Origin of the sequence: Muribaculum sp. An289, assembly GCF_002159555.1 — a bacterium.
Classification (GTDB): domain Bacteria; phylum Bacteroidota; class Bacteroidia; order Bacteroidales; family UBA932; genus Merdivivens; species Merdivivens faecigallinarum.
On sequence record NZ_NFIV01000012.1, the window covers coordinates 1 to 16,532 of the forward strand.

Annotated in this window: 16 protein-coding genes and 1 pseudogene; 12 read left to right on the forward strand and 5 right to left on the reverse strand. The window is 50.9% G+C overall.

Annotation, left to right across the window (positions count from 1 at the left end):
* Positions 1-199 (forward strand): hypothetical protein (locus tag B5F83_RS10720; RefSeq protein WP_204207371.1); only part of this gene is annotated, 199 nt, incomplete at its 5' end.
* 39 nt (positions 200-238) lie between these two features.
* Positions 239-1,501: a methionine adenosyltransferase gene (metK, locus tag B5F83_RS08925; RefSeq protein WP_087279864.1), complete on the forward strand. Its 1,263-nt coding sequence runs from the start codon at positions 239-241 to the stop codon at positions 1,499-1,501.
* Between the two features lie 37 nt (positions 1,502-1,538).
* On the opposite strand, the gene smpB is transcribed toward metK, so the two are convergent.
* On the reverse strand, positions 1,539-1,988 hold the full coding sequence (gene smpB, locus B5F83_RS08930; protein ID WP_087279867.1) for an SsrA-binding protein SmpB: 450 nt from the start codon (positions 1,986-1,988) through the stop codon (positions 1,539-1,541).
* Positions 1,989-2,258: 270 nt separating this feature from the next.
* On the opposite strand from smpB, the gene miaA reads away from it, so the two are divergent.
* Together miaA and B5F83_RS08940 are read left to right on the forward strand one after the other, a co-directional pair.
* A complete protein-coding gene (gene miaA / locus B5F83_RS08935) occupies positions 2,259-3,197 on the forward strand; it encodes a tRNA (adenosine(37)-N6)-dimethylallyltransferase MiaA (RefSeq protein WP_239383853.1) in 939 nt (312 codons plus the stop codon).
* Positions 3,194-6,232, forward strand: coding sequence for an AsmA family protein (locus B5F83_RS08940; protein WP_087279870.1), 3,039 nt, complete (start codon positions 3,194-3,196; stop codon positions 6,230-6,232). Before miaA ends, B5F83_RS08940 begins: the two co-directional genes overlap by 4 nt.
* A 245-nt stretch (positions 6,233-6,477) precedes the next feature.
* Here B5F83_RS08940 and B5F83_RS08945 read toward each other — a convergent pair whose 3' ends face one another.
* The gene (locus B5F83_RS08945; RefSeq protein WP_087279872.1) at positions 6,478-7,431 is read right to left on the reverse strand and encodes an NAD-dependent epimerase/dehydratase family protein; all 954 of its coding nucleotides are present in this window, start codon (positions 7,429-7,431) and stop codon (positions 6,478-6,480) included.
* A 134-nt stretch (positions 7,432-7,565) separates the two neighbouring features.
* Here B5F83_RS08945 and B5F83_RS08950 point away from each other — a divergent pair, with 134 nt between their 5' ends.
* Genes B5F83_RS08950 through B5F83_RS08965 form a run of 4 tightly spaced genes read left to right on the forward strand, consistent with a single transcriptional unit; the run spans position 7,566 to position 11,629 of the window.
* Positions 7,566-8,561 (forward strand): QueG-associated DUF1730 domain-containing protein, encoded by a 996-nt coding sequence (locus tag B5F83_RS08950; RefSeq protein ID WP_087279875.1) that lies wholly within the window; start codon positions 7,566-7,568, stop codon positions 8,559-8,561.
* The gene (locus B5F83_RS08955; RefSeq protein ID WP_087279878.1) at positions 8,558-9,502 is read left to right on the forward strand and encodes a GSCFA domain-containing protein; all 945 of its coding nucleotides are present in this window, start codon (positions 8,558-8,560) and stop codon (positions 9,500-9,502) included. Before B5F83_RS08950 ends, B5F83_RS08955 begins: the two co-directional genes overlap by 4 nt.
* 29 nt (positions 9,503-9,531) lie before the next feature.
* A complete protein-coding gene (locus B5F83_RS08960; RefSeq protein ID WP_087279881.1) occupies positions 9,532-10,776 on the forward strand; it encodes a phosphoglycerate kinase in 1,245 nt (414 codons plus the stop codon).
* 19 nt (positions 10,777-10,795) lie between these two features.
* On the forward strand, positions 10,796-11,629 hold the full coding sequence (locus B5F83_RS08965) for a M64 family metallopeptidase (RefSeq protein ID WP_087279884.1): 834 nt from the start codon (positions 10,796-10,798) through the stop codon (positions 11,627-11,629).
* On the opposite strand, the gene B5F83_RS08970 is transcribed toward B5F83_RS08965, so the two are convergent.
* From B5F83_RS08970 to pyrH, 3 genes are all read right to left on the reverse strand, one after another.
* Positions 11,595-12,674 (reverse strand): chorismate mutase, encoded by a 1,080-nt coding sequence (locus B5F83_RS08970; RefSeq protein ID WP_239383854.1) that lies wholly within the window; start codon positions 12,672-12,674, stop codon positions 11,595-11,597. The genes B5F83_RS08965 and B5F83_RS08970 overlap by 35 nt on opposite strands.
* A 3-nt stretch (positions 12,675-12,677) precedes the next feature.
* Positions 12,678-13,241 (reverse strand): ribosome recycling factor, encoded by a 564-nt coding sequence (gene frr, locus B5F83_RS08975; RefSeq protein ID WP_087279887.1) that lies wholly within the window; start codon positions 13,239-13,241, stop codon positions 12,678-12,680.
* A 75-nt stretch (positions 13,242-13,316) separates the two neighbouring features.
* Positions 13,317-14,024, reverse strand: a complete 708-nt coding sequence (gene pyrH, locus B5F83_RS08980) for a UMP kinase (protein WP_087279890.1) — start codon at positions 14,022-14,024, stop codon at positions 13,317-13,319.
* A 111-nt stretch (positions 14,025-14,135) separates the two neighbouring features.
* On the opposite strand from pyrH, the gene B5F83_RS08985 reads away from it, so the two are divergent.
* The 4 genes and pseudogenes from B5F83_RS08985 to B5F83_RS09000 all read left to right on the forward strand — a co-directional run bounded on the left by B5F83_RS08985 (position 14,136) and on the right by B5F83_RS09000 (position 16,530).
* Entirely contained in the window at positions 14,136-14,798 is a 663-nt protein-coding gene (locus B5F83_RS08985) for a succinate dehydrogenase cytochrome b subunit (protein WP_087279893.1), read from the forward strand.
* Positions 14,799-15,017: 219 nt separating this feature from the next.
* The gene (locus B5F83_RS08990; protein ID WP_087279896.1) at positions 15,018-15,593 is read left to right on the forward strand and encodes a sugar O-acetyltransferase; all 576 of its coding nucleotides are present in this window, start codon (positions 15,018-15,020) and stop codon (positions 15,591-15,593) included.
* A gap of 218 nt (positions 15,594-15,811) precedes the next feature.
* Positions 15,812-16,228: pseudogene (locus tag B5F83_RS08995) on the forward strand (cupin domain-containing protein); the annotation flags it as partial.
* 17 nt (positions 16,229-16,245) lie between these two features.
* Positions 16,246-16,530, forward strand: a complete 285-nt coding sequence (locus B5F83_RS09000; protein WP_143822516.1) for a hypothetical protein — start codon at positions 16,246-16,248, stop codon at positions 16,528-16,530.
* The last annotated feature ends 2 nt before the right edge of the window (positions 16,531-16,532 follow it).

The window sequence follows — 16,532 nt, forward strand, 5'->3', positions numbered from 1 at the left end:
TCTTGATTTTCCCGTAAAAATATTTGCAAATATCACAGGAATGCCTACCTTTGCCGCGTTTTTGAGGCAGAATATGCCTGAATGTGGACAGATTTGGCTGCTTGCAACCACGGTAAAAAATGCTAAAACGGGGGATGTCCGCGATGAGCGCACATCGTCATGCGAAAAGGATTTTCAAGCGGCCTTATTTTTACGATAAGGGCGCTTTAATTTTTTTATAATATTATAGGTATAGATTATGGCATATCTTTTTACATCCGAATCGGTGTCTGAAGGGCACCCGGACAAAGTCGCGGACCAGATTTCCGACGCGATACTCGATGAATTTTTAAGACAGGACCCTAACTCGAAAGTGGCTTGCGAAACATTCTGCACCACCGGCCTCGTCGTAATCGGAGGCGAAGTCAGGTCTGAAGCATACGTGGACATACAGAGCGTGGCCAGAAGGGTCATAAACCGGATAGGCTACAACAAGGCGGAATACATGTTCGACGCATATTCATGCGGAATACTCTCGGCCCTGCATGAGCAGAGCCCCGACATCAACAGGGGTGTCGTAGCCAGGGACGAGCAGGAACAGGGTGCCGGAGACCAGGGCATGATGTTCGGTTACGCCTGCACGGAAACCGCCGAGTACATGCCTCTGCCGATAGCCCTGTCGCATCAGGCACTTCGCATCCTGGCGCAAATCCGGAGGGAAGGCAACGAGATGAAATACCTCCGCCCGGACGCCAAGTCCCAGTTCACCGTCGAATATTCGGAAGACGGGAAACCGCTGCGCGTACATACCATAGTGATATCGACCCAGCATGACGAATTCATCAAGGACGATGATGCGGAAATGCAGAGGATAATCAGGAAGGATGTCGAGAACGTACTTCTTCCGCGCCTTATCGGCTCCCTTCCGGAGCAGACCGCAGCACTCTTCAAAGACGGCTACATACTCCATGTAAACCCTACCGGGAAATTCGTCATCGGAGGCCCGCACGGGGACACCGGCCTTACGGGCAGGAAAATCGTGGTGGACAGCTACGGAGGAATGGCGGCCCACGGAGGCGGAGCGTTTTCGGGTAAAGATTCGAGCAAGGTCGACCGCTCGGCAGCATACGCCGCAAGGTACATCGCCAAAAACATGGTGGCAGCCGGCGTTGCCGACAGGATGGTAGTCCAGATAGCATACGCCATAGGCGTGGCAAGGCCGCTCAGCATCTTCGTGGACACATACGGAACCTCGAAAACAGGAAAGAGCGACAGCGAAATCGCGGAAATGATAGGCAGAATCTTCGACCTGAGACCGTCCGCAATAGTGGAAAAATTCCAGCTTCTCAATCCGATATACGAACCGACGGCGGCCTACGGGCACTTCGGAAGGGAACCTTATCGGGCAAATGTGGAGTTCAGCAAGCCTGACGGAGAAAAATACGTCAAGGAAGTACAGTTCTTCGGATGGGAACTTCTCGACTCCGTAGACATGATAAAGGAAGCATTCGGACTTAAATAAAAGGAAAAACCGGCCGGGCTGTCTTAGTGCAGTCCGGTCAGTTCATTTCCATGGAACGCTTCAAATCTTTTTCTTTGATTGCCTGGCGTTTGTCATACTCGCGCTTGCCTCGGGCAAGTTCTATATGCAGCTTCGCATAGCCTTTTTCAGAAATGAACAGACGTGTGGCCACTATCGTCAGGCCTTTCTCCTTGACGGCCCGTTGCAGTTTCCTCAGCTCTTTCCTGGTAAGGAGCAGTTTCCTGTCCCGGCGAGGGTCGTGCTTCCCCCAGCTCCCCCACCAGTATTCGGCGACATGCATGTTCTTGACGAACAGTTCGTTGCCCGAAAAATAGCAATAACTGTCCACCAGCGATGCCTTGCCCATCCGGATGGACTTAATCTCCGTACCGGTAAGCACAATTCCCGCCGTAAATCCTTCGAGAAATTCATACTCGAAAGAGGCCCGCTTATTTTTAATCTCAACCTTGCTCTTGGCCTTTCCCATAAATCCAGAAATAAATCGGTGCAAAAATACAAAAAACGGCCCCGTTTTCAAAAATAAAGGAAGACACATCCGGAAAAGAAAGGAAGAAAAGAAAGGAGGATGCATCGAAACATCCTCCCCAAAAATCATGAACCTTTTATTTATGAAAAATTTACCTTTTAGGACTTTACAGCCCGGAAACATATTTTGCAAAATTCTTGCCGAAAAGGAACACTAAAATTTTTTCGTAACCCTCAAAAATATTATCTTTGAATTTTAATAGATTACATTATGTCTGCCAAAGAAATAGCGATGTCCTACCTCGGCCAGTTCCGTAACGGGGAGTATGATTTGCTTGCCGTGATAGGCCCTACGGCCTCAGGGAAAACCGGATTCGCCGTAAAGGTGGCCCGCGAAATCGATTCGCTGTGCGGGAAGGGCTGCGCCGTGATACTTTCCGCCGATTCGAGGCAGGTATACAGGGGCATGGACATCGGTACCGGCAAAGACCTCGAAGAATACGGGGAGATACCTTACCGCCTGATAGACATTGCCGATGCAGGAAGCCAATACAACATATTCGAATACCAGAGGGATTTCGAAAGGGAATATTCAAAGGTGCTCCGCGAAGGAGGAATCCCGATACTATGCGGAGGTTCCGGACTCTATATCGAAGCCGCCACCTGCGGTTACTCGCTCCCGGAAGTCCCGCCCGATCCGGCGCTCAGGGAAGAACTTGAGAAGAAAGATACGGACAGCCTCATAGCCATGCTCGCATCCATGAAGACTCTGCACAATTCGACAGACTACGATACGCGGAAAAGGCTCATACGCGCGATAGAGATAGCCGTATACGAGCAGTCGCACCCTGTGGACAGGACACATTTCCTTCCCAAAAATTGCAGATATGCAGGCATTTCCGTCAGCAGGGAGGAGCGCAATGCAAGAATCGACAGCAGGCTCGAAAAACGGCTCGGCGAAGGCATGGTGGAAGAAGTGGAAAGGCTGCTGCAAAGCGGCATCCCTCCGGAAAACCTCATTTATTACGGGCTCGAATACAAGTTCATAACCCTTTACCTGACGGGGAAGATGGAGTATGAGGAAATGAAAGGGAGACTGCGCATTGCGATACACCAGTTTGCGAAACGTCAGATGACCTGGTTCCGGGGGATGGAACGCCGCGGAATCCCGATAGAATGGATTGAAACCGAAAAACAGTGCCATATATGAAACGGGTGATTTTAAAAATTTTCCTATGGATTGTCGGCATAATCGCCTTCTTGACGATTGCCGCCGTAATAGCGATAAACATCATATTCAAGCCTTCCGTAATTATCGGCATGGCCAAGGACCTGTCAGCGGAATATCTGAACGGACGGCTTGACATCAAGGATGCGGATGTTTCGGTTTTCTCAACATTCCCGCATCTCGCTTTCAGGCTGGATTCGGTCGAGATAGACAATGCAGCCGGAGAAAGGCTCGTTTCGGCCGACAGGATAGCCGTTGCCGTAAACATAAAAAAATACATGTCCCACAAAAGGCTTGCGATAGAGCACCTCGGAATCTACGGCCCGTATATTTCATATAAGACCGACTCTACCGGAAGAAACAATTGGGACGGACTGTTCAACATGAAGGAGAGCGATGAAGGCGGCGACAGCAGCCGGATTTTCAACTCGTTGAGCAGCAGCAACCTGAAAGTCGAAAGGGCGACCGTTTCATACGACGACGGGCAGGCCGGAGACTTCATTCACATCAAGGGGCTCGACATTTCGCTCAAAGGCGGTGCGGGCAAAAGGGGAGCCGGAGGCAGGGCCTCGATAAAAGCCGGGAGCATAACCGCAAGGACCGGCGGAATCGTAGCCATGAACGACAAGCAGGCGAGCATAGAAACGAGGCTCGGTTTCAAGAGGGATTCTATGATATGCCGCTTTTCCGACACCCGGATAAGGTTCGGGGAGATAGGTTTCGGAGGACGTGGAACCCTCATCTTTGAAAACGGAGGAGGCGTCACTGTCGACATAGACTACGGGCTGAAGATAAGTTCGCTGACAGAGCTCCTCGAAATGATACCACAGGATATAATTCCGGATGCAGGCAGCGCCAAGGTCAAAGGAGAAGTTTTCTGTTCTGGAAATATCAAGGGCGAATATGCCGAAGGACGGTTTCCTGTAGCTGAAGGCCGGTTTTTAATCAAGGACGGGGCCATTGCATACAAAGGCATGCCTTCCTCGATTGACGAGCTCGACATGAGATTCGAATACCTGCTGGATGCGAATAAGGAAGAAGACTCGTTCGTAAAACTCGACACTATCGTGGTAAAGGGCGGCGGGATAAACATTTCCGGGAAAGGCCGTTTCATAAAACTTCTTGAAAACCCTGTATTCTTCAGCCTCGTCAAGGCCGATGTGGATTTGAAAAGGCTGTACGACATCTTTCCTTTCGCTCCGGGAATCGATTTGAAAGGCTATATAGACATGAACCTTGCCGCCGGTTTCAGCGCACAGGCCATCTCCGACGGGGACTTCGGAAGAATCAAGGCCGGAGGGCGGTTCGGCGTGGACTCATTAAGGGTAATCATCCCTTCCGACAGCCTTTCGGTACATATCATGAGATTCCACGGGAAACTCGGTTCCAACATGAGGAACGAAGCCTCTCTCCAGGGGATAGACCGCCTCAGGGGGGACATCTCGGCCGACAGCGTACTTATCCGTGCAAAAAGAGGGTTCCGTCTTTTCACCGACACGCTCAGCGTGGACCTGAGCACTTCACCGCTGCGTGATTCCAACATGGTGGCCACAGTATCCGCCGGCATAGAAACGGGACTGTGCAGGATTTTCCTGCGCGACACCCTTTTCCTCGGGGCTAAAGCCCTGTCCGTCAAGGCCGGCATAGAACCGGTACCGTCCCATCCGAGAATACCCCGCGTGAATGCCCGTATCCATGCCGATTCGGTAAGGGTAAGATACATACAGAACAGATTCGGGCTTACTTCGGCAGACATAGACCTGTCGCTCACACGCCTCGGGCGCAAAAGGGAAGGAAAAACCATCTGGGTACCGAGAGGGACCGTGGACATGACGGGGTTCAGGATGTTCACCCCATCCTTCCCTATCAGGATTGCCGCCGACAAGGCGACCGTAATTTTCGACCGTGAAGGGATAAAATTCGACAAGGGGCTGTTCCGTATCGGGCACTCGGACCTGCAAATGAACGGGGCCATAACCAATCTCTGGCGCGGAATGTTCAGGAGGGATACTATCAGGGCCGAGCTCAACATACATTCGCATTTTCTTAACGTAAACCAGCTCCTGAGGGCCAATTATCTTGCAGGAAAATTCAAAACCGACGATTCGCTGAAGGCCGAACTCGCTTCTGCCGGCAACAACGTGGACAGCACCATGGCCCTGACCGTAACCGACACTACGGAAACGACGGCGGGCAGGCTGTTCTTCATCCCAAGGAAAATAGACCTGAAGTTTACGTCGAGGATTGACAACATGAGACTGGCTTCGACATACATCGAAGATTTCAAGGGAGACATCACGGTAAGGAAGGGAGTGCTGAAACTCGACGAGCTTTCATTCACCTGCGATGCCATACGGCACATATCCGGAAAAGCCCTGTATACGGCCCGCTCCCGCACGGAAGGATATGCCGGCTTCGAACTCAACATGGACAACATGATTGTGGACAGTATCATTACAATGATGCCTCAGCTGGACACCCTCGTGCCGATGATGAGGTCGCTTAAAGGCAATGTGGACGTATACCTTGCGGCCGAAAGCGGGCTCGACAGTACCATGAGGCTTACGCTGCCTACCCTGAGAAGCGGCATACATATCGAGGGAAGGAACCTGACCCTGCTTGACGGAGAGACCTTTACGGAAATAGCCAAAATGCTCAAATTCAAGAACAAGAAAAGGAACCTGATAGACAGCGTGGCAGTCAACCTTTCGATTGAGGACGGTGTGATGGAAGTCTTTCCTTTCGTGCTCACGATGGACAGGTATATGCTTGCCGCAGGAGGTACGCAACGGCTCGATTCCTCTTTCGACTACCATATTTCCCTGCTGGAATCGCCGATACTTTTCAAGGTCGGAATCGACATCAAAGGCGATATGGACGGCAACATGAAGTACAAGCTGACCAAGGCGAAGTACAAGGATCTGACGAAAGCGGCACGGCGCAGCGACATTGACAGTACCGCACTGGAAATCCGCCTCAACATACTCGAAAACATCGCGAAAAGTTTCCGGGAATGACCCGCCTGCTTCAGTTTCACAATTATTAGGGCAACAGACACTTTCCAGAGAAAGAAGAATTTCCAAAGCCTGCTCCGGAAGAAAAGCGAAAGCAGGCCGGGAAACAAAAAATTTTCCGACCTGCCTCTTTATCCATTTCTGTGTCCGCCTATACGACACTGTTGCAGCATAGACCGGCGCCACCGAGAAGCCACCGAGAACCGCTTCACGACGGTCGCAGAACTGCAACAGAACTGCAACTGGGACTATTTTCTGAATTTTGCAGAAACTTTTTCAATCATGTCCGGAACCATCTTTTCCATGTTCCATACAGGATTCCAGCCCCACTCCGCGCGGGCGCAGCTGTCATCCATATAGTCAGGCCATGAATCCGCGATGGCCGCCTTTACAGGGTCTACATCGAAGCTGAACTTCGCATCAGGAATATGCTTGCGAATCTCGGTGAAAAGCTGTACCGGAGTAAAACTCATCGAAGCTATGTTGAATGCATTCCTGTGTACGAGTTTGTCAGGGTCCGCTTCCATAAGCTGTACGACACCGTTCAGAGCATCCGGCATGTAAAGCATGTCCATATAGGAATCTTCCGGAACAGGGCATACGAAGTCCTTGCCTTGTGCAAGTGCGTAGAACACCTCTACAGCATAGTCGGTGGTACCGCCGCCAGGAAGGGTCCCGTAAGAAATGATGCCAGGGAACCTCACGCTTCTCGTATCGACACCGAAACGTGTATGATAGTAATCGCTCAGGAGCTCTCCTGAAACCTTGCATACTCCATAGATTGTATTAGGACGCATCACGGTATCCTGAGGAGTGCCTTTGTGAGGCGTATTGGGACCGAAAGCCCCTATCGAACTCGGGGTGAACACGAGGCAGTTTTCTTCCTTCGCTATGTTGAGCGAATTGAGAAGCGCACCCATGTTGATGTTCCATGCAAGCTGAGGATTCTTCTCGCCGGTCGCCGAAAGAAGGGCGACAAGGTTCATGATGGAATCGATTCCATTCTTTTTCACTGCATCATGAAAACCCTGGGCATCCAAGGCATCGAGCTTTATGGACCTTGCATACTGGGACATCTTTGTCACATTTTCGTCCTTAACATCAGCTGCAATCACATTGTCATGTCCGTAAACTTTCTGAAGATGCGGAACCAATTCGGATCCGATTTGCCCGCCGGCTCCTACTACCAATATACGTTTCATATCTGTAAAATATTAATTTTAATTGATTTATCAATCAAAAAGCGCACTTTCGCGCTCATCCGGCGCAAAAATAGCAAAAAAATGAAGACGGTATCTTAGAAGCTGTTTAAATTTGCAATTAAAATAATACGGACATGCCAGAAACGGCCAGACTTATAATCGAAACAGCCACAAGGGAAGGTTTTACCGGTGCGGGCATCGCCCCTGTATCCGAAACCGCACTGCAACCATTGTCCGACTGGCTTGCCAAAGGATACAATGCCGGGATGGAGTATATGGGAAGGAACATCCGGCTGAGGGGAAATCCTGCCGGGCTTCTGGAAGGGGCGAGAAGCATAATGGTCTTTACCATGCCTTACCCGGACAGCATCACCGGAAAGTCAGGAGAGAAATACGCCGGCTTCGCAATCGGTAAAGACTACCATTATATTATAAAGGAGAGACTGTCGCGCATAGCCGCAACCTGCCTGCCATCAGGAAGCCGGTACAGGGTCTTCTGCGACAGCGCCCCCGTAATGGAACGGTACTGGGCTGAAAAATGCGGGCTCGGGGCCATAGGAAAAAACAATTTCCTGATATCCAAAGCCTCCGGAGCACGGGTACTTATCGGAGAGATACTGACCTGCGAAACTTTTGACAAGAAGACGGCAGGAGCACTGAGGGACTGGAACGACTCGAACGACAGGCTGCATTTCAACCCCGGCTTCTGCGCCGGCTGCGGCAGATGCATCGAAGCCTGCCCAAACGGCGCCCTGAAAGGCCGCGGCCTGCTCGATGCATCGAAATGCATTTCGTACCATACCGTGGAAAGCAAAGACCGCATCCCTGAGTACATGGAAACCAAAGGCTGGGTACTCGGCTGTGAAGAATGCCTGCTTGCCTGCCCTTTCAGCCGGCAGCCATGCCCGGAACAGGCAATCAGCACAGAACAGGCAATCAGGAATGCGGACAACGACGGGGCGCGACTGTGCGCCACCGAATTTTACACCAACGCCGGCCTGCTCGAAAGCCTCGGCAAAGAAGGCTGGGAAAGGATGGACAATGCAGCATTCAAGGCACACTTCAAAGGCACGGCATTTGAAAGACCGGGGCTGGAAAAACTGAAAGACAACATAAACAAAGCGAAATGACAAAGACATCGACACCCGTGGAAACCGGCCGGATGGAACGTCCCTTAGGCTACAAAGACAGGATAATGATGCTCGGCAGCTGCTTTTCGGACGAAATGGCCGTCATCATGAAGTCCCTGTATTTCAACGTGTGCAGCAATCCCACAGGAACACTGTACAATCCGAAAAGCATTGCCGCCGCAATAAAGAGGCTCGATACCGGCGAAGAGTTTACCGAAAGGGACATCGAAGAAATAGGGGCCGGAATCAAGGCCTACTCCTCGTTCCACCACCATTCGAGTTTTGCCGACACCGACCCGGGAAGATTCTTGGAAAGGGCCAATGCCTCGCTCCGTAAAGCTTCGGAGCATTTCAAGGCCGCCGATTACATGATAATCACCTTCGGCACATCATGGGCCTACAGGCACAAGGGCAGGGACATGGTGGTTTCCAACTGCCTCAGACACGATCCGAAAGAATTCGACCGGTTTTTCCTCCAGCCTGAAGACACGTCGGGGACATGGAACGCGATTGCGGCGGATTTTCCCGGCAAGACCTGGATTTTCACGGTAAGCCCGATAAGACACCTCAAGGACGGGGCGCACGGCAACTCGCTCAGCAAGGCGGCACTGCTGCTCGCCACCGAACGGATATGTGCCGCCAATACCAACTGCCATTATTTTCCCGCCTTCGAAATAATGAATGACGAATTGAGGGACTACCGGTATTATGCCGAGGACATGGTACACCCCTCTCCCCTTGCGGTAAAAATCATCTGGGAACGTTTTTGCGGGTACGCACTGTCCGCCGAAAGCAGGGCCCTGCTGCCGGAAGCCGAAGCGGTGAGGGCCGCCGTAAACCACAGACCGTTTTTCACGGGACTCCGCGAAAACGAGGACTTTGAAAAAAAGAGCCGCGAGAGGGAAAGATTTTTCATCGAAAAAACAGGAAAATGCAAATAATAAATTATTTTTGAAAAAAATATTCGAATATGCAAAACATTGACACTTACGATTTTTCCGGCAAGAAAGCCATTGTCAGGGTGGACTTCAACGTCCCTTTGGACGACAATTTTACGATAACCGACGACACCCGCATACGGGCAGCAATCCCGACTTTGAAAAAAGTGCTCGCGGGAGGAGGGGCCCTGATCATCATGTCCCACCTCGGGAGGCCGAAAGGCGTTTCTGAAAAATACTCGCTCAGGCATCTCATCCCTTGCATAGAAAAATATCTCGGCGTTCCGGTACTGTTCGCCGATGACTGCCAGAAAGCGGACAGCGAAGCCTCCGGACTCAAACCGGGACAGGTGCTTCTGTTGGAAAACCTCCGCTTCTATGCCGAAGAAGAGGGCAAGCCGAGAGGAGAATTCGCCAACGATGAAGAGAAGAACGCAGCCAAGGCAGCGCTTAAGGAAAGCCAGAAAAAATTCACGGCAAAACTCGCTTCATACGCAGACTGTTACATCAACGACGCTTTCGGCACGGCGCACAGGGCACATGCATCGACGGCCCTGATTGCTTCATATTTTCCTCACGACAAAATGTTCGGATACCTCATGGAAGGGGAAATCAAGGCCCTAGACAGGGTACTCGGCTCTCCTGAAAGGCCTCTCACGGTGATTCTCGGAGGCTCGAAGGTTTCCAGCAAAATCGGCATACTCGAACATCTCGTGGACATAGCCGACAATATGATTATCGGAGGAGCGATGACCTTCACTTTCCAGAAAGCCATAGGAGGACGTATCGGGACTTCACTTTACGAAGAGGATTTTGTGGATACGGCAAAACGCATCCTCGACAAGGCCAAGGCGAAAGGCTCCAAAATATACCTCACTACCGATGTAGTGGCCACCCAGAAATTCGACAACGACGCCCCGGCACGCATCTTCCCTGCCGGAGAGATAGAAGACGGATGGGCTGGAATGGATGTAGCCCCTGCCTGCATTGAAAAATGGAGGGAAGTCATCCTTTCTTCGAAAACATTGCTCTGGAACGGCCCTATGGGAGTATTCGAATTCCCTAATTTCGCCAAAGGAACGGAGGCCATAGCCGGAATCGTGGCCGAAGCCACCGGGAAAGGCGCCTACAGCCTTGTAGGAGGCGGGGATTCAGTAGCGGCCATCAACAAGCTCGGTTTTGCCGACAAGGTAAGCTACGTATCGACCGGAGGCGGAGCGATGCTCGAATATCTCGAAGGCATAGAGCTTCCGGGAATCAAGGCAATCAGGGACTGACAGGAGCGGAGACCTGCCGATGTTCCTGCTCGCCTTCCTCTGCTTCGCGCTGGACTTTACGGCCGTGGCCTCCACCGACAGCGCCGGACTATCGCCGGAATGCCGGATAGACACGTTGCTGTACAACGGAGAGCATGCAATCAACATGGTATTCGCGGCCGAAGGATACCGCAGCGGAGAACTGGAAGGATTCAGAAAACTGGGGCGCGGGCTCGCGGAATATTTTCTGTCGGCCCCGCCCTTTTCGGATTATACGGAGGACTTCAATATTTTTCTGGCCAATACCGTCTCCGACGAATCCGGGATTTCCTCGCCGGAAGAGGAACGGAATACTTTCTTCAAGGTCAGGGCCGGGAACCACGGTATCGGACGGCTCCTCGTTCCCGAAGACATAGGAAAATGTGAAAAGGCACTGGACGGCTTACTGCCCGGCTGGGATTTCATTTGCATCTGCGTGAATTCCAAAGAGTACGGCGGAGGCGGAGGAGACCTTACAGTCGTTACGGGACACGCATTGGCCGGAGAAGTCCTGTTGCACGAATTGGGTCATTCGATAGGAGGGCTTGCCGACGAATATTGGTCTGCTGCAGAATTTATAGGGGAGTTTCCGAACATGACACTCAGCCCGGATAATGCTCCGTGGTCCGGCATTCCGGGAACCGGCACATATCCTCTGCTGCGACCGGACGGAAGCACGGCAGCCTACATTCCTTGCAGAACAACGGAAAATTCAGCATACTGTAAAATGGGGATGCTCGGCAAGGATTTCTGCCCGGCATGTTCCAAGGCCATTTCCGCGGCCATCGAGGAAATCCTCGTCAATCGTCGCCGCAATGTTCCTGACGTTCTATAGAGGCCCTGTGTATCCTGTTGAACACATCAGTAACAAAACCCGTCTCGAGACCGTACGCTTCAGCCTGTTTCACGACCCTTTCAAGAACGGCATCCCACCTGCTTCCCTGCAATATCGGAATAGAACCGCGTCTCTTGTAACTGCCTATTTTCCCGCTTGTTTCCATCCTTTCGGCGAGCAGGGAAACCAGGCTGTCGTCTATCTCGTCGATTTTCGCCCTCAACTGGTCTATGCTCTCCCTGTAAGGGGAACCTGCACATCTGTTTTCCTTGGGCTTTATGGACAAAAGCAATGAGGACAAATCATCCGGGGTAAGCTGCTGGGCGGCATCGCTCAACGCTTCCCTGGGCTCTATGTGGGACTCTATGAAAAGACCGTCGAAATCCAAATCCATGGCCTTTGCCGCTATCTCACCCACATATTTCCTGTCGCCGGCGATATGGCTCGGGTCACAGAACATGGGCAGTGCCGGGAAACGCAGCCTCAGCGCAATCGCCATCTGCCAGTGAGGGTCGTTACGATAAATTATGCGCGAATAGGATGTAACTCCGCGATGTACGGCCGCAATCCTCCCGATACCGGAATGCCGGATACGTTCAATGGCCCCCGCCCACAATTCCAGATCTGGATTTACGGGATTTTTTATGAAAACGGGAATATCTGCACCTTTCATGGAATCAGCTATTTCCTGGACCAAAAACGGGTTCGTGACCGTGCGCGCCCCTATCCAAACGAAATCAAGTCCGGCCCCGAGTACGGCCTCCACATGTTTTCCGGAAGCCACCTCGGTTCCCACCTTCATCCCGGTAACGGCCCGGGCCTCGGCAAGCCACGGAAGGGCAGAGTCCCCCGCCCCTTCAAAATTGCCGGGACGGGTACGCGGTTTCCATACCCCGGCGCGGAAAAGGGATATGCCTGCCTTGCCTAAGGCCTCCGCCGTGCGCAAGACCTGCTCTCTGCTTTCTGCACTGCAAGGGCCGGCCACAACGGCCAGCCCCGAACAGTCCATGAAGGACTCCCATCCGTCAAACCTGCTTCTGTCCATGATTCAGACAGTCATGATATCCTTTTCTTTCGCTGCAAGTATCTCGTCTATTTTCTTTACGAAAGCATCGGTCTCTTTCTGGATATTCTGCTCATAATCCTTCACAAGATCCTCAGGCATGCCTTCTTTCTGGGCCTTCTTCAGCTGGTCTATGCCGTTCTTGCGCGCATTGCGCACACTGACTTTCGCCTCTTCGCCTGCACTTTTGGCCTTTTTGATGAGTTCCTTGCGCCTTTCTTCTGTCAAAGGGGGAACATTGCAGCGTATCTGCTCCCCGTTGTTCTGAGGGGTGAAACCTATGTTGGCATCGAAAATCGCTTTCTCTATCGCCTGGATCATCTTTTTCTCCCAAGGCTGTATGAGGATTGTCTTTGCATCGGGAACCGTAATCGAAGCCACCTGAGGCAGCGGCGTAGCCGAACCGTAGTAGTCTATCATTACATTATTGAATATGGCTGGATTGGCCTTGCCTACCCGGTAGGTCTTCAAATCTTCCTCAAGATGTACTGCGGCATCGGACATTTTCGCCTTTACGCCCGCAAGGATTTCTTTGGCTTTATCTATCATATCTCCTAAAATTTAAATTATTTTCAAATAAAATATTCATTATTGTCAAAACCGTCGTCTCGCACAGGCAGGCGCCTACGGGAGCACCAGAGTTCCGACCTTCTCCCCGCGCACTACGGCCGGAAGGTTGCCTTTTTTATTCATGTCGAAAACGATTACCGGCATCTTCCCTTCCTTGCAAAGGGCGAAAGCCGTAAGATCCATGACCTTGAGCCCCTTGTCCATCGCTTCCGCAAAAGAAAGCCTGTCGTATTTTACCGCCGAAGGGTCTTTTTCGGGATCGGCCGTATACACGCCGTCCACCCGGGTCCCTTTCAGAAGCACGTCGGCCCGTATCTCCAGGGCACGCAGCGCAGCTCCGGAATCAGTCGTGAAAAAAGGATTGCCCGTACCGCCCGCGATAATCGCCACTCCCCCGCTTTCCATAAATGAAACGGCTTCGTCCCTGTTGTAGTACCTCGCTATGGGCTCCATCGGGGTTGCCGTGAAAACCTTTGCGGACAGGCCTTCGGAACGCAGGGCCATGGCAAGGGCAAGGCTGTTGATTACTGTGGCAAGCATGCCCATCTTGTCTCCGTCCACACGGTCGAAACCTTTCCCGGTCCCCTGTATGCCTCTGAAAATATTTCCCCCTCCTATCACTATGGAGACCTGTTTTCCTTCCGAGACTATCGCCGCGATTTCCGCCGCATAGTCCGCAAGACGCTGTTCATCAATACCTACGCCATCGTTTCCTCCGAGACTCTCACCGCTCAGTTTCAATAAAACCCTTTTATAATCCATAACGTTTACGACTCAAAATGCCAAACAAAGTTATTTCTATATTATGAAATTTCCAAATTAGACTTTATCTTTGCAGGTCGTAAACAAGATAAATAATAATATATTTAAAATATGGCTACCATTTTCAAATCATCGATCGGCAAGAAGCTCATAATGAGCATAAGCGGATTATTCTTAATCTTGTTCCTGTTAATCCACGTAACCATCAATGCTTTGTCGTTGATAAGTCCGGAAGCGTTCCAGGCAGGTTGCGACTTCATGGCATTACCTATTATTACAGTAATAGTGCCGATACTCGCCCTCGGATTCATAATCCACATCGTATACGCGAGCATACTTACCCTCGGCAACCTCAAGGCACGCGGAAACACCCGCTATGCAATTTCCCACAAGGGCGCATCCGACTCTTTCGCTGCAAAGAACATGTTCGTTCTCGGCATCATCGTATTGGGAGTGCTTGTATTCCACCTTACACACTTCTGGGCCGACATGCAGTTGCAGGAATGGATGGGCAACGAGTCCGAAAATCCTAACATGCTCCTTGAGCAGACCTTCGGTTCGCCGGTGATAACCGTGATTTACATCGTCTGGTTCGCCGCACTCTGGTTCCACCTGACCCACGGTTTCTGGAGCGCGTTCCAGACCATCGGCTTCAACAACATGATTTGGATCAAGAGGCTCAAAGTGTTGGCTTACATATTCGCCACCATTATCTTCCTCGGCTTCACCGCTACCGCTTTGGCAGCATGCCTGAGGGCCAACGGCATCTTGTAAAGAAGACTATTTTTCCATATAAGGACAGGACGGTCAGGACATCTGGCCGTCTTTTTTTATTTTCAGTAAAATTATTTTCAGTAAAACCGTCACAATCCTCCGTGAAATAGTTACGTCTTTTTGCATCATATACCGCTATTTTTGCACCAAAACAACAAATACCGATATGAGGGTGAGCCTCAAGCGGAAAGGCAATTTTAAAACAATTGGTAAAATAGCATGACAATCAATGAATTCAAAGACTATGTAAAAACAGGCCGGGCTCTCGACACCGAAGAGATACATATCTTTATGGACGAGATGAGCGATGCCGCACGCCGCATTACTTTCCGGCTGAATGCGGCTTACCACACTCCGACAGAAGTCCGTGCGTTCCTTTCGGAATTATTCGGTTACGATGTGCCTTCATCGTTGCGTGTCTTTCCGCCATTCTACACGGATTTCGGCAAGAATATCGCCATCGGGGAGAATGTCTTCATCAATGCCTGCTGTCATTTTCAGGATCATGGAGGCGTTGTCATCGGCGACGGAAGCCAGATTGGGCACAACGTCGTATTCGCCACGCTGAACCACGGCCTGTCACCGGAAGACCGCAAGCACACTTACCCTGCCCCGATAGTATTGGGCAAGAATGTGTGGGTCGGCTCGAACTCGACTATCCTGCAAGGCGTGACCATCGGCGACAATGCGGTCGTGGCGGCCGGATCGGTCGTGACGAAAGACGTGGCAGCCAACACGGTAGTGGGCGGTGTCCCGGCGAAGGCCATCAAGGAGATAAAAACGAAAGAAGCATAAGAATCGTACAAATAACAGATTATTTATTAAAAAAGAAGACTTTATCAAAAAATTGGAGACAGTGTCTGTCAGTTTTTGGAAGGCACTGTTTTTAGAGAAAGAATTAATAAATCAAGAATATGAAAAAAATACTGTTTTTATTATTGGTAGCAACAATGACAAACATTCAAGGAACTATGGCACAGGAAAAGATTACACAGGCGGTTGAAGCTGACGGCAAAGCCGCCTTTCAACAAGAAATGATTTTCCCGATTGGAGAACCGAACACCGCTTACGCCAAATATTTCATCGGCAACAGCTATCTGGCTCCGATATCCAAGGAGCAGATACCTTTCAGCAATGTCACTTTCGAGCCGGGATGCCGCAACAACTGGCACATCCACCATGCGACCAAAGGAGGAGGACAGATGCTTGTCTGCGTGGCTGGCAAGGGCTGGTACCAGGAAGAAGGCAAACCTGCCGTACAGATGCTTCCGGGCGACGTCATCCACATCCCGGCCAATGTAAAGCATTGGCATGGAGCGGCAGCGGACAGCTGGTTCGCGCATCTCGCCTTTGAGGTTCCCGGAGAAAACACGTCCAATGAATGGCTGGAGCCCGTGACCGACGAAGAATATAACCGATTAGGAAAATAAAGAAAAACACCTATTACATGGTAAGCTTTACAATGCACAACCTGACAGACATGATGCCGTTGTTTTGGAATGTCGATATGGTTGTCGAATCATCGGGCACGGCACCGACCGGTTTATTGTTCTTTATGATGGCAATCAGTTATCTGATTCCTGTCATCGGATTGTTGTGCGTATCGTACATGCGGAAAACCTTTGGAGGAGTAAGCAATATCGTCTTGGCGATACTTCCAGTGATGGATGTGTTGGGCATACTGTTGGTCGTGGATTCCGTAAAATTATATAAATTCCGTAAAATTATATAAAA

Bases quoted from the DNA above. Each gene is read 5' to 3' on its own strand.
- metK (WP_087279864.1), top strand. From the start codon at position 239: ATGGCATATCTTTTTACATCCGAATCGGTGTCTGAAGGGCACCCGGAC.
- smpB (WP_087279867.1), bottom strand. From the start codon at position 1,988: ATGGGAAAGGCCAAGAGCAAGGTTGAGATTAAAAATAAGCGGGCCTCT.
- miaA (WP_239383853.1), top strand. From the start codon at position 2,259: ATGTCTGCCAAAGAAATAGCGATGTCCTACCTCGGCCAGTTCCGTAAC.
- B5F83_RS08940 (WP_087279870.1), top strand. From the start codon at position 3,194: ATGAAACGGGTGATTTTAAAAATTTTCCTATGGATTGTCGGCATAATC.
- B5F83_RS08945 (WP_087279872.1), bottom strand. From the start codon at position 7,431: ATGAAACGTATATTGGTAGTAGGAGCCGGCGGGCAAATCGGATCCGAA.
- B5F83_RS08950 (WP_087279875.1), top strand. From the start codon at position 7,566: ATGCCAGAAACGGCCAGACTTATAATCGAAACAGCCACAAGGGAAGGT.
- B5F83_RS08955 (WP_087279878.1), top strand. From the start codon at position 8,558: ATGACAAAGACATCGACACCCGTGGAAACCGGCCGGATGGAACGTCCC.
- B5F83_RS08960 (WP_087279881.1), top strand. From the start codon at position 9,532: ATGCAAAACATTGACACTTACGATTTTTCCGGCAAGAAAGCCATTGTC.
- B5F83_RS08965 (WP_087279884.1), top strand. From the start codon at position 10,796: ATGTTCCTGCTCGCCTTCCTCTGCTTCGCGCTGGACTTTACGGCCGTG.
- B5F83_RS08970 (WP_239383854.1), bottom strand. From the start codon at position 12,674: ATGGACAGAAGCAGGTTTGACGGATGGGAGTCCTTCATGGACTGTTCG.
- frr (WP_087279887.1), bottom strand. From the start codon at position 13,241: ATGATAGATAAAGCCAAAGAAATCCTTGCGGGCGTAAAGGCGAAAATG.
- pyrH (WP_087279890.1), bottom strand. From the start codon at position 14,024: ATGGATTATAAAAGGGTTTTATTGAAACTGAGCGGTGAGAGTCTCGGA.
- B5F83_RS08985 (WP_087279893.1), top strand. From the start codon at position 14,136: ATGGCTACCATTTTCAAATCATCGATCGGCAAGAAGCTCATAATGAGC.
- B5F83_RS08990 (WP_087279896.1), top strand. From the start codon at position 15,018: ATGACAATCAATGAATTCAAAGACTATGTAAAAACAGGCCGGGCTCTC.
- B5F83_RS09000 (WP_143822516.1), top strand. From the start codon at position 16,246: ATGGTAAGCTTTACAATGCACAACCTGACAGACATGATGCCGTTGTTT.